We start from the raw sequence: 12,521 nt of genomic DNA, 5'->3' as shown, positions 1-12,521 counted from the left end.
GTAGCGCTGCGGGCCGGCAAAGCCAAGCTAAAATTCTACATTCCGTTGGCCGTAGCGAAGGCAATCAGGCCCACGAAAGCGACCGGAATAATGGCGATGAGTGCGACTGATTTCATAAGTTATCTCCCCTGATATAGTTGCTGATGTTCGGCGGCGGGCAAAGGCGCCAGCCGTCCGATTCCCCGTATTCCCCGGGCGAAGACGCCGCCGTTGGGGCTGTGTTGTGATCCTGTCGGGCGATGCCGCTGGACATGCTGTCCAGACCGCGGCGCGCGGGAACACCAATCAGTTTACGGTATTACATGACCAAAACAGTCGAGTATAGATTTAGCATAAGTCAATCCGTTAAAAAACATAATATAAATATGTAATTTGGCCGGGTGGCGTCAGGTACAGAAGTTGCGAATCAGCCGACTGAGCAGCTCCACCGTCGGGTCGATGCGATCCAGGGCCAGATATTCGTCGGGCTGGTGGGCCTGCTCGATGTCACCCGGCCCGAGAATGATGGTGTCGATCCCCAGCTCGGTCAGGTAGGGTCCCTCGGTGCAGAAGGCCACGGCCCGGCTGGCATGATGGCAGAGGTGTTCCGCCGCCTGGACAATGGGCGAGGCGGAGTCGGTATGCAGCGGCGGCGTCCCCTGGCTCAGTGACAACAGCTGCCAGCGCACGGCGCTGTGACGGAACAGGCTGTGCAGGCGCGCACGCAGCTGTTGCCGCAGCTCATCGAGATCCATGCCCGGCAGGGCGCGCAGATCGAAGTGCAGTTCGCATTGCTCGCAGATACGGTTGGGATTGTCGCCGCCATGGATGTGGCCCAGGTTGAGGGTGGGCACCGGTACGCTGAAGCGTTTGTCCTGGAATCTGGCCTGCAGTTCTGCGCGCCATTGCAACAGATCGGCGATGACCATGTGCATCGCCTCCAGGGCATTGACCCCCATGGCGGGGTTGCTGGAGTGACCACTGCGACCGGTAAGCCGGATCGCCTCCATCATAATGCCCTTGTGGGCATTCACTGGTGTCAGTCCGGTGGGCTCGCCGATCACGGCGTAGCGCACGTGGGGGCAGCCGCGCTGCACCAGGGCCAGCGCCCCTTCCATCGAGCTTTCCTCATCGGCGGTGGCGAGGATGAACAGGGGTTGCGTTAGCGCTTGCGGCCGAAACCGGCGCGCCGCCTCAATGGCCAGAGCGAAAAAACTCTTCATATCCGAGGTGCCCAACCCATAGAGTCGATTGTCGCGCTCGGTGAGCTGGAAGGGGTCGTGATGCCAGCTGTGTTGATCATAGGGCACGGTGTCAGTGTGGCCGGCCAGCATCAAGCCCTGGCTGTGCTCCTCCACCCGGCCGTAGCTGGCCAGCAGATTGGCCTTGCCAGGCTGTTGCGGCAGGGGGTATACCTCCACTTGAAAACCGGCGTCCTCCAGCCAAGTGGCCAGCAGCTCGATCACTGCACGATTGCTGGTGTCGAATTCGGGGCTGACGCTGCTCATGGACGGGGTGGCGATGAGCTGACGCAGCATGGTGTTCAGGGTGAGCCGCTGTGTGGTCATGGTCTTGAAGCTTGCACGTTTTAGAAGCCGCCGGAAAGTCCGTGCAAATTAATCCTTCTGTGTCGAATCGGCAATGAAAATCGCACGGCGCAATCCTCGACTCGGCCGGTTTTGATTTTTTCCCTTAAAAAACGTCCGCTTGCGCTTAAACATTGGGCGCCATGTAATCGCTAGGGAGTTAACTAACTGGATACGTCTTGTTTTGCAGCGTATGCCCGGCTTGCAGCCCACTCTGATTGTGATCAGAATCGCCCATGCCGCTTATCGCCTGCAATGGCGCCGACGGGCTAGCCGGCGATGTGTTGCGAGGTCTTGATGACGTGGGCCGCCTGGGCCGGCAGAAAGTATTGATACACCGGCGCCGAATGGTGGGGATTGCTGGGGTCGTATGTCAGACCGTAAAGGGCGAAATAGGCTTCGGCCTGTGGCGGCATCAACTCGCGCCGCGAAACCAATTCCAGTAGTTTGGCGTTTTCGATGGTCTTCTCCAGCTGCGCGCCATGGGCGATAATCTCGGCCTTGAGGGCGGCGGGGATGGCGGAATTCCTTTCCGGCCGGGTGAACACCTGCAGCAGTAAACCCCGCGTGTAATGACCGGTGGGCGTGAGCACATCGATGCCTTCCTGTACCAGGGCGCGCATCACATCCTCCAGCGGCACTGCCGTGCGTATGCCGGCTTTTAATTGAGTGGCGCGAATACCGACGTGGTGGGCGGTGTAGCCGTATACCCGATTCCAGTGTTGGATAATCTGGCTGGGCGCATCGGCATCGGACTGATCGACGAATATCCTCAGCACCTGGCCGTTATTCAGAATTTTGTAGACCGGATAGGCATTCCAGCCGTCGGGAAACTGGTAATAGGCCTCGCCGCTGAACTGGGTCGAGACGTAGCCGTGTTTTTTCTTCAGCAGATTCGCCACCCGTTCGGCGTCGTCGTGTTCCTGGCTGCCGCAACGAATGGCCATATGATCGAAGATTACGTCCCAGCCGTAGCGCGGGGCGATTTCCAAAAGTTTTAAATCGGCCTGACTATACAAAAATGATTCGACGCACTTCACCGCACAGTAGATATCCAAATGTTTGACCCAGTCGGCGATGGTGCGCGCCTGTTGATCGGTCAAGGCCGCATTGGCGCGGGCCAGCAGGGCGGTGAGAAAATCATCGGCGTAATCCGACAGATGTCGCTTGGCGTCGGGCAGATCGTTTTCGAACGTCAGACTTTGCTTTGCGCTCTGATAGGCCGATAACAACTTAGAGACACCGCTCACGTCGTCAAAAAAGGGCAGCGCACTGACCTCGGCCGCTTCGGCCGCGAACGGCGTCATGTCGAGAGAGAAGAGCGTATCGTCACTGCCGTGCATATGGACAACTTCCGACTGCTCAGAGTCGCGCATAAAGGCAGACTCTTGGCCAAGCAAATGCTTGGCGACTGACACGGCGAAGCGGTAATAACGATCTGAGGACATAGCGGCCTCCTGCGCGGCTGCTGCAATGTTGGACAGAGACCAGGCTCTAACTTATATATCGGCCAAACGGAGGTAAAACGTTATGAAACGCCAAGTACTACTGTTGGGCGCCGGCAAGATCGGTTCACTGATTACCTGCATACTGGCCGAGTCCGGTGACTACGACGTCCATGTGGGCAGCCTCAACACCGATGCGGCAAAGCAGCTGTGTCAGGAGACCGGCCTGTGCGACGTCAAGGCCTTCCTGCTCGACGCCCGTGACGAAAGCGCCCTGGCCGCAGCCATGCAGCAACACAAATACGACGCCGTCATCTCCGGCCTGCCTTATTACTGCAATCCGTTGGTCGCCGACCTGGCGGCCCGCTATGACCTTAACTACTTTGACCTTACCGAGGACGTGGAAGTTACACGCCACGTGCAAAAAGTCAGCGCCGGCAGACAAACGATCTTCATGCCCCAATGCGGCCTGGCGCCCGGCTTCATTAGCATCGCCGCCAATGAGCTGATGCAGCACTTTGATGAGCTGGAAGTGGTCAAGATGCGTGTCGGTGCCCTGCCGGTCAATCCCAGCAATGTGTTGAAGTATTCGCTTACCTGGTCCACCGACGGCCTGATCAATGAATACGGCAATACCTGCTATGGCATCGAAGAGGGTGAACTGGCGGCGCTGCAACCCTTGGAGGGTTACGAGACCATCACCCTCGACGGCGTGTTGTACGAGGCCTTCAATACCTCCGGCGGCCTGGGTACTCTGGCGGAAAGCTATGACGGCAAGATCCGTCACATGAACTACAAGACCATGCGTTATCCTGGCCACTGCGATCAGATCAAATTATTGATGAATGATCTGCGCCTCAATGACGACCGCGATACCCTGAAGCGGATTTTGGAGAATGCCATCCCCAAGACCCAGCAGGATGTGGTGCTCATCTATGTGGCCGTGGCCGGTCGCATCAAGGGCGAACTGATGGAAGAAAACTATGTCAAAAAGGTTTACCCTCAGGATATCGCCGGCAAACGCTGGTCATCGATTCAGGTCACCACCGCGGCGGGCATCTGCAGCGCCATGGATATCGTGCTGGATGATCGTGACAGATTTCACGGCTTCGTCACCCAAGAGCGCATTGCCTTAGACGACGTGATCAACAACCGCTTCGGAAAATACTACGCATAGGAGAGAGTCGGATATGGATGTTCTCAAGTCGCTAAAACTCGAACAAGAAAACGCCTCGACTTGCAGCGCCCAGGGATGGCTGGACACCGCCGGTGCCAGGCTGATCGAATCCATCAATCCCGCCACCGCAAAAACCATCGCCAAGGTCTTTACCTGCTCACGCGACGACCACGACAGTGTCGTTAAACAAAGTGTCGCGGCGCAAAAGGCATGGGCCAATGTACCTGCACCGAAGCGCGGCGAAGCCATCCGCCGCATCGGCGAGGAGCTGCGCAAACACAAAGACGCCCTGGGCAGCCTGGTGGCCATGGAAATGGGCAAGATCAAACAGGAGGGCGACGGCGAGGTGCAGGAGATGATCGACATCGCCGACTTCGCCGTGGGTCAGTCGCGCATGCTCTATGGCCGCACCATGCACAGCGAACGGCCGGAACATAGGATGTACGAACAATGGCATCCGCTCGGGGTGGTGGGGATAATCAGCGCCTTCAATTTTCCCGTCGCGGTGTGGTCGTGGAACGCCTTCATCGCCGCCGTCGCCGGCAACACGGTGATATGGAAGCCGTCATCCAAGACGCCCTTGTGCGCCATCGCCATCCAACACATCTGCAATCACGTGATGGAGGAGATGGGCCATCCGGGTATCTTCTCCATGTTCCTGCCGGAGGACAACAACATCGCCCAGCGCTTTGTCGATGACAAGCGTATCGGCCTGATCTCATTTACCGGTTCCAGCAAGGTGGGGCATACAGTGGCGCGCAGTGTCTCCAAACGGCTGGGGCGTTATTTGTTGGAATGCAGCGGCAACAACGCCATCATCGTCGACGAGACCGCCGACTTGAAACTGGCCGTGCCCGCGATTGTCTTCGGCGCCGTGGGCACCGCCGGGCAGCGCTGCACCAGCACGCGGCGCTTGATTGTGCATGAGTCGATCTACAAGACACTGGTGGCGCAACTGGTGAATGCCTACAAACAGATTCGTATCGGCAATCCCTTGGACAAAGATGTCTTGATGGGTCCCCTCATCGATAAACACGCCGTCAATGATTTCAGGGCTGCCATCGGCCATGTGCAGGCGCGCGGCGGCAACATCCTGCACGGCGGACGGGTGATTAAGGAGGACGGTTATTTCGTCGAACCCACCCTGGTGGAAGTGAAGCGTCAATATGCCATTGTGCGTCAAGAGACCTTCGCGCCCATCCTGTATGTGATGCGCTACCGCAACATGGAAGGCGCTATTCATTTGCAGAACGACGTGCCCCAGGGCCTGTCCTCGGCCATCTTCACCAATTCGGTGAAGAACGCGGAGTTGTTCCTGTCCCATCGCGGCTCCGATTGCGGTATCGCCAATGTCAACATCGGCACCTCGGGCGCCGAGATCGGCGGTGCCTTCGGCGGCGAAAAGGAAACCGGCGGCGGGCGCGAGGCGGGCTCGGATTGCTGGAAGGCCTATATGCGCCGCCAGACCAATACCATCAATTGGAGCGATGAACTGCCGCTGGCGCAGGGGATCGAATTCGATCTCTGAGGCCGTGGCTGGCGGCAGCGCATGTAAATTTTGCCGTCCCATGCCCGATAATTATGCTTAAGCCATCAATCGAGCCATTAAGACCCGCATGAAACCAGACGCCTCCAATGCCACGAAGCTGACCACGCAGAGTGGTCATGCACAGACGCCGCAAGCCGTGGCCGAGGCCATGGGCAAGGTCCTGGCCGCCGCCGAGCAGGTGATACTGGGCAAGAATGCGCAACTGCGCCTGGCCCTGGCCTGCCTCATGGCCAAGGGCCATCTGCTCATCGAGGACCAACCCGGCATGGGCAAGACCACCCTGGCCCACGTGCTGGCACGCGTGATGGGGCTGGAATTTCAGCGCATCCAATTCACCTCGGACCTGCTGCCGGCCGATATCCTGGGCGCGTCCATTTACGAGCGCGACACGGGCAGCTTCACCTTCCATCCCGGCCCGGTGTTCGCCCAACTGGTGCTGGCCGACGAGGTCAACCGCGCCACCCCCAAGTGCCAGAGTGCGCTGTTGGAGGCGATGGAGGAGCAGCAGGTGACGGTGGAGGGCCGGACCTACCCTTTGCCACAGCCGTTTTTCGTCATCGCCACCCAGAATCCCATGCATCAGATCGGTACCTTTCCACTGCCCGAATCCCAGCTTGATCGTTTTCTGATGCGCCTGACCATGGGGTATCCCGACCGTCTCGCCGAACGCGGCCTGCTGGCCGGGCGCGACCGGCGCACCTTGGTGGCCGATCTGCTGCCGGCCCTGGTCCCTGCCGAACTGCAGGCCATCCAAGAACAGGTGGGGCGGGTGCATGTGGCCGATGCGCTGCTGGATTATCTTCAGGCACTACTGGATTTCAGCCGCCAGTCCGGCGCGTTCATGGTGGGCCTGTCGCCGCGCGGCGGCCTGGCCCTGCTGCGCGCCGCCCAGGCCTGGGCCCTGTTGCACGGCCGCAATCACGTGCTGCCCGAAGACGTGCAAATGGTGTTGCCGACGGTGGCCGGTCACCGCCTGCAGGGCTGTGGGGAGGCCAGCGGTCTGGGCCCGGAAACCCTGGCGGCACGGCTATTGGACGTCCCCATTCCCTGAGGCATGGTGGAAACCCTGCAGCGCTGGCTCGAGGCCCTGCCGCTAAGACTGCGCCCGCGCGGCCTGCGCTACCAAGCCGCCTCGGCCCGCGCGGCCGCCGTGCTCTACGGCCACCGCATCTTCGTGCTACCCACCAAGCAGGGGCTGGTGTTCCTCGGCATTCTATTATTGATGCTGCTGGGGGCGATGAACTACAGCAACAACATGGCCTTTGTGCTGACCTTTTGGCTGGGCAGCATCACCCTGGTGTCGCTGTTCCACAGCTACCGCAATCTGGCGCAGCTGGAGCTACGCCTGGCCGGCGCCGAGCCTTGTTTCGCCGGCGGCCATGCCGCCTTTCACCTGCTGCTGCACAATCCCAGCGCCCGACCGCGTTTTGATATCGAACTACGCAGCGGCGACGGCACCGAGGCGCTCACCTCCGTCGATGCGCAGGCGCAAAGCCGCGCCACACTGGCCCTGCCCGCCCCGCGGCGCGGACGTGTGGGACTGGGGCGGATCACCCTCGCGTCGCGCTATCCCCTGGGTCTGTTCCGCGCCTGGGCCTATATCGACGTGGAGGCCGAGACCCTGGTCTACCCGCGCCCGGCGCACCATGCCCCGCCGCCGCACAGCGGGCAGGGCGGCGGCGAGCGGCGCCAGAGTCGTGATGAAGCCGGCAGCGACGACTTCCACGGCCTGCGCGGCTATCAGCCCGGCGACTCGCCGCGCCATATCGACTGGAAGGCGCTGGCGCGCGAGCAGGGTCTGGTGACCAAGCAGTTTCAGCGCCATCAATCGCCGGAGCTGTGGTTCGACTGGGCCGACAGCCACGGCGCCGATGGCGAGACGCGCCTGTCCCAGCTGTGCCGCTGGCTGCTGGATGCCGACAGTCAACAGCAACGCTACGGCCTGCGCCTGCCCGGCGTGACGCTTGCGCCGGGGCAGGGCCGCCACCACCTGGATCAGTGCCTGGCGCGCCTGGCCCTGTTCGGGGAAGAGGCATGAGCGGGGCGCAGATCACCGTGCTCGATCAGCGCGCCATGGGCTGGCTGCTGATCGGCCTGGGGCTGACCATCCTGCCCCACCTGCTGCACTTGCCACTCTGGGCCGGACTGCTGATCGCGGCGCTGGGGCTGTGGCGCTGGCTGGCGGCGCGGCGCAACTGGCCCCTGCCCGACACCAAACTCAAGCTGATCCTGACCCTGGGCCTGATCGTGGTCATCTTCGTCCATTACGGCACCCTGGTGGGGCGCGAATCGGGCACCGCCCTGCTGGTAATCATGATGGGGCTGAAGCTGATGGAGCTGCGCCAGCGCCGCGATGTGCTGGTGCTGATGTTCCTGGCCTATTTCATCCTAGTGACCCACTTTCTCTACAGCCAGACCATCCCCTTGGCGATTTATGTCTTCACCGTGGCCTGGTTGCTGCTGGGCCTGCACATGTATCTGGCCAGCCGTGAGCTGCGTCCCTTGCGCCACAACCTACGTGGCGCCGCGGAGCTGATGCTGCTGGGGCTACCGCTGATGCTGGCGCTGTTCGTGCTGTTTCCGCGTATCGAGGGGCCTATCTGGGGTCTGCCCAAGGACGCCTACGCCGGCATGACCGGACTCAGCGACAGCATGAGTCCCGGCGCCATCAGCCAGTTGAGCCAGTCGGATGCGGTGGCCTTCCGGGTCGAATTCGACGGCGCCGCGCCGCCGCCGGAAAAGCGCTATTGGCGCGGCCCGGTGTTCTGGACCACCGACGGGCGTACCTGGACCCCTGGTCCACAACTGAACCGCGCCGGCTGGCGCATGCCCGCACTCGAGTCCCGTGGGGCGGCGGTCAGCTACACCGTAACCCTGGAGCCACACAATCGGGCGTGGTTGTTCGCCCTCGACCTGCCGGCCAGCGCCAGCGAGCAGGGGCGCATCACGCGCGACTACCAGCTGGTCGCGCCGAAACCGGTGCGGCAGCGGCTCAAATACCACATGCTCTCCTACACCGACTACAACACCGGCGCCCTGTCCGAGATCGAGCGCCGCCTGGGGCTGCTGCTGCCGCGCGAGCGCAATCCGCGCACCGTGGCGCTGGGACAGGAGTTGCGCCGTGAAGCCGCATCCGACGAAGAGGTGGTACGCCGTGCCCTGGCCCTGTTCCGACAGCAGCCCTTCACGTATTCGCTGACACCACCGTTGCTCGGCAGCGACGATCCGTCGGACGCGTTTCTGTTCGACACCCGCACCGGCTTTTGCGAACACTTCGCCGCCAGCTTCACCCTGATGATGCGCGCGGCAGGCATCCCGGCGCGGGTGGTGACCGGCTACCAGGGCGGCGAGCTGAACCCGGTGGACGACTACTACATCGTGCGCCAGCGCGACGCCCACGCCTGGTCCGAGGTGTGGCTGGCGGGGCGCGGCTGGGTGCGCATTGATCCCACCGCGGCGGTGGCGCCGGAACGCATCGAGCGCAGCATCGACACCTCGGCGGTGAGCGCCGGGGCGGTGCGGTTTAATGTGCCGCAAAGCGACCTGCTGGCCCGGGCCTGGCGCCGCATGCAGCTCAACCTGGATGCCGTCAACAACCGTTGGAACCAATGGGTGCTGGGTTACGGGCCCGAGCGCCAGGCGGAATTTTTGCGCAACTTGGGCCTGGACATCAAGGACTGGCGCCAACTCGGCGGGGTATTTGTAGTGGTCATGGGCGGCCTGCTGGCCGGCATCGCCACCTGGGTGCTGCTGCCGCGCCAACATCACCGCGATCCGGTGGTCAAGACGTATCGCCGCTTTTGCCGCAAGTTGGCGCGCCGGGGTCTGAAAAAGGCCGATCATGAAACGGCGGGGGATTTCGCCCGCCGGGTGAAACGGCAACGCCCGGAACTGGCGGCGCAGGTGGACCGCATTACCGCACTCTACGGCCATCTGCGTTATGCTGGTACAGGCAGCGACACACAGTTGCGCCTCTTGAAACAAAGCGTAGTGGAATTCAGTCCCTGATGTCGTCTTTATATTATTTTGCCTACGGTTCCAATCTGCACCCCCTGCGCTTTCGCCAGCGGGTGCCTTCCGCCCGTGTCGTCGCCAACGCCGTGTTGCCGGGCCATCAGCTGGTATTCGACAAACACGGCGGCGATGACTCCGGCAAATGCACCATCATGCCGGGCGCCGCCGAGGTACAGGGTGTGGTGTATGAAATGGAGGCAAGCGAACGCCCCGAGCTGGACATCTTGGAAAGCGGTTATGAGTGTTGCGAGCGCGTCGTTAACACGTTTGCAGGTGCCATGCCGGCATTCGTGTACATCGCCCGCGCCGAGATGATCATACCGGGGCTGCTGCCGTACCACTGGTACAAGCTCTATGTGTTGCTCGGTGCCCGGCAGCACGGGTTGGACCCCCATTACTGTCGGCGCATCGAAGCCCAGGCGCACATCGATGATCCCCACATCGAACGCCAACGGCAACACTTTCAAATTCTAGGTATTGAATAACGCGAGGTTGTTATGACTGAACAAAGAAGCCACCTGCCGCCCGCCAGCGCCGAGATGGAAAATAATGTGCGCGAGGTATTCCCCATCGGCACCGACCCGGAAGAGTTTGCCGCCAAGGATGGCGTCGGCTGGCTGGAGTTCACCTTTCATGAATACCGCTTCAGCGATCCGGAACTGGACAGCTGGATGCACACCGTCGGTAAAATCATCACCGATCCGAAAGCGCTGGAAGAAGTGCAGCGCAAACACCTCAGCGAAGAAGAATTCCGCGCGGTGCGCAAATATATGGAGGATGATGATTTGGAGGAGGATACGGATTTTTAGCCGGGAAGCCTTTTAGAAATGCATAGCGTGGCTCGGCGTGCTGGTAAGACCTCACGCCAGTCATGTTTACGTTTGAGGAGAGTGGGCGCAGTCACGCTGCATCAATTTTCAATTGCCTCTACCTTTAGCAGCTGTAATGCGAAGCCCTGAGTAAGGTGATCAATTCGACTTTTTCAGATACTGGGTCAACAGCACGATGCGCACGCCATTGACGCGGCCTTCGATCTGTTCGGGATTGTCGGTGAGGGCGATATTGCGCACGGCGGTCCCGCGTTTGGCGGTGAAGTTGGCGCCCTTGACATCCAGGTCTTTGATCAATGTGACCGTGTCACCGTTTTCGAGCACGTTACCGTTGCTATCCAAGGTGGCTGTGGCGGCCTCATCGGCATCCGTTGCACCGGCCTCGGCCCAATGCCGGGTCTCTTCATCCAGATAGAGCATATCGAAAAGGTCCCGCGCCCACACCTCGGTGGACAAGCGCTTGAGCATGCGCCAGGCCATCACCTGCACCGCCGGCACCTGGCTCCACATGCTGTCGTTAAGGCAGTGCCAGTGCTTCACATCGATGCTGTCGGGTTGCGTAATCTGTCCGTGACAGACCTGGCAAAGCATGATGCTGTGATCGGCATCCGGCGTCTGCGCCGGCGGCACGGCATATACCATCAAATCGGATTCGGAACCACAGAGTTCACACTTGGCGCCGCTACGCTGCCGCAGGGCTTGTTCGTTATTCATGGTTTAAGGTTCCTGTCTTAAGTGGGCGGCATTATGCCTTATTCTCCCACAAAAATCAGTGAAGAGTCCGGTAAAGACCTTCCGTTAGAATGGTATCCATTCACTTAGGAGAGCACCATGGCCGACAAAATGCCCGTTCTATTCATCAGCCACGGCAATCCCATGCTGGCCTTGGATAAGGCCGCCGGCGCGGACTATGCCGCTTGGGGTAAAGCGCTGCCTAGGCCCAAGGCGATTTTAATCTTCTCAGCCCACTGGGAAGAACCGGGGCTGGTCTTCGGTGAAACGCGACGCCATGACAAACTGATTTACGATTTTCACGGTTTCCCGCCGCCCCTGTTTCAGGTGCAATACCCGGCGCCCGGTGCCGAGGGCTTGCTGAGAGATATTCGTGTACTGTTCGATGAAGAGATACCGCAACGCCCGCGCGGCCTGGATCACGGCGTCTGGGTGCCCTTGCTGCACATGTGGCCCGACGCCGATGTGCCGGTGTTGCAAATGAGTCTGCCCCGGGTTTCGAATCAAGGCCTGTTTGAACTGGGCCGTCGGCTGGCGCCCTTGCGTGCGCAGGGGGTGATCATTGCCGGCGCCGGCACGCTGACCCACAATCTGCGCGAAGGCCTGGGCGGCGGTTATACCGCCACGCCGGAATGGGCCAGCCGCTTCGATGCCTGGGTGGCGCAGACCTTGGTCGAGGATAGACGGCGCTTATTGACGTGGGAAACCGAGGCGCCGGAGGCACAACGCAATCACCCCTCGCCGGAACACTTCCGGCCGTTGCTGATCAGCGCGGGCGCCGCCGACGAGGATGAAGCGCCCAGTTTCCCGACCGTCGGTTACGATTTGTTTACCTTTAGTAAACGCTCGGTGCAGTTTGGATAATCGTTAATCGTGGGCGATGGTTTTGTCGCTGAACAGAAAATCCTTCAGATGTTCGTCAAAGCATGGGTCGCGCCGCCGAATCCATTCCAGCACCATGGCGGCATGTTCTTTTTCTTCATCCCGGTTGTGGGCCAGGATGGCTTTGAGTTCTTTGTCCTTGCAGGCATCCACCCGTTGGTTATACCAATCCACCGCTTCCAATTCCTCCATCAGTGACGTGATGGCGCGGTGCATGTCACGGGTTTCGTCCGAGAGTTCGGCGAGGGGTTCGTGATAGCCTTCGTTTGCCATGGTGTTCTCCTTTCACATTACGGAACTTTAAAACGTACACTAACGGGTCGCGCG

12 protein-coding genes are annotated in these 12,521 nt (G+C 60.7%); 8 read left to right on the top strand and 4 right to left on the bottom strand.

Annotation, left to right across the window (positions count from 1 at the left end; translation table 11 throughout):
• Positions 1 to 386 precede the first annotated feature (386 nt).
• The gene (locus tag Tel_14480; GenBank protein ALP54250.1) at positions 387 to 1,547 is read right to left on the bottom strand and encodes an acetylornithine deacetylase; all 1,161 of its coding nucleotides are present in this window, start codon (positions 1,545 to 1,547) and stop codon (positions 387 to 389) included.
• A 287-nt stretch (positions 1,548 to 1,834) separates the two neighbouring features.
• A complete protein-coding gene (locus tag Tel_14475) occupies positions 1,835 to 3,013 on the bottom strand; it encodes a hypothetical protein (protein ID ALP54249.1) in 1,179 nt (392 codons plus the stop codon).
• An 82-nt stretch (positions 3,014 to 3,095) separates the two neighbouring features.
• On the opposite strand from Tel_14475, the gene Tel_14470 reads away from it, so the two are divergent.
• The 7 genes from Tel_14470 to Tel_14440 all read left to right on the top strand — a co-directional run bounded on the left by Tel_14470 (position 3,096) and on the right by Tel_14440 (position 10,559).
• Positions 3,096 to 4,187 carry a saccharopine dehydrogenase gene (locus Tel_14470; GenBank protein ALP54248.1) on the top strand — a complete coding sequence of 364 codons (1,092 nt, stop codon included), beginning with the start codon at positions 3,096 to 3,098 and terminating at the stop codon, positions 4,185 to 4,187.
• 13 nt (positions 4,188 to 4,200) lie between these two features.
• Positions 4,201 to 5,715, top strand: a complete 1,515-nt coding sequence (locus tag Tel_14465) for an aldehyde dehydrogenase (protein ALP54247.1) — start codon at positions 4,201 to 4,203, stop codon at positions 5,713 to 5,715.
• 169 nt (positions 5,716 to 5,884) lie between these two features.
• Positions 5,885 to 6,787, top strand: a complete 903-nt coding sequence (locus Tel_14460) for an AAA family ATPase (GenBank protein ID ALP54887.1) — start codon at positions 5,885 to 5,887, stop codon at positions 6,785 to 6,787.
• Positions 6,788 to 6,790: 3 nt separating this feature from the next.
• A complete protein-coding gene (locus Tel_14455; protein ALP54246.1) occupies positions 6,791 to 7,774 on the top strand; it encodes a hypothetical protein in 984 nt (327 codons plus the stop codon).
• Positions 7,771 to 9,744 carry a hypothetical protein gene (locus Tel_14450; protein ALP54245.1) on the top strand — a complete coding sequence of 658 codons (1,974 nt, stop codon included), beginning with the start codon at positions 7,771 to 7,773 and terminating at the stop codon, positions 9,742 to 9,744. Before Tel_14455 ends, Tel_14450 begins: the two co-directional genes overlap by 4 nt.
• Positions 9,744 to 10,235, top strand: a complete 492-nt coding sequence (locus Tel_14445; protein ID ALP54244.1) for a hypothetical protein — start codon at positions 9,744 to 9,746, stop codon at positions 10,233 to 10,235. Before Tel_14450 ends, Tel_14445 begins: the two co-directional genes overlap by 1 nt.
• 12 nt (positions 10,236 to 10,247) lie before the next feature.
• On the top strand, positions 10,248 to 10,559 hold the full coding sequence (locus Tel_14440) for a hypothetical protein (GenBank protein ALP54243.1): 312 nt from the start codon (positions 10,248 to 10,250) through the stop codon (positions 10,557 to 10,559).
• 159 nt (positions 10,560 to 10,718) lie between these two features.
• Here Tel_14440 and Tel_14435 read toward each other — a convergent pair whose 3' ends face one another.
• Positions 10,719 to 11,294 carry a hypothetical protein gene (locus Tel_14435; GenBank protein ALP54242.1) on the bottom strand — a complete coding sequence of 192 codons (576 nt, stop codon included), beginning with the start codon at positions 11,292 to 11,294 and terminating at the stop codon, positions 10,719 to 10,721.
• Between the two features lie 117 nt (positions 11,295 to 11,411).
• Between Tel_14435 and Tel_14430 the strand changes: the two genes are divergently transcribed.
• Entirely contained in the window at positions 11,412 to 12,176 is a 765-nt protein-coding gene (locus Tel_14430) for a hypothetical protein (protein ALP54241.1), read from the top strand.
• Between the two features lie 3 nt (positions 12,177 to 12,179).
• Here the strand turns inward: Tel_14430 and Tel_14425 are convergent, their stop codons facing one another.
• Positions 12,180 to 12,467, bottom strand: a complete 288-nt coding sequence (locus tag Tel_14425) for a ferritin (GenBank protein ALP54240.1) — start codon at positions 12,465 to 12,467, stop codon at positions 12,180 to 12,182.
• Between the last annotated feature and the right edge of the window lie 54 nt (positions 12,468 to 12,521).

Origin of the sequence: Candidatus Tenderia electrophaga (genome assembly GCA_001447805.1) — a bacterium.
GTDB lineage: Bacteria > Pseudomonadota > Gammaproteobacteria > Tenderiales > Tenderiaceae > Tenderia > Tenderia electrophaga.
The sequence above is the reverse complement of the archived record's forward strand: the minus strand, read 5'-3'. Positions and strand labels throughout refer to the sequence as shown.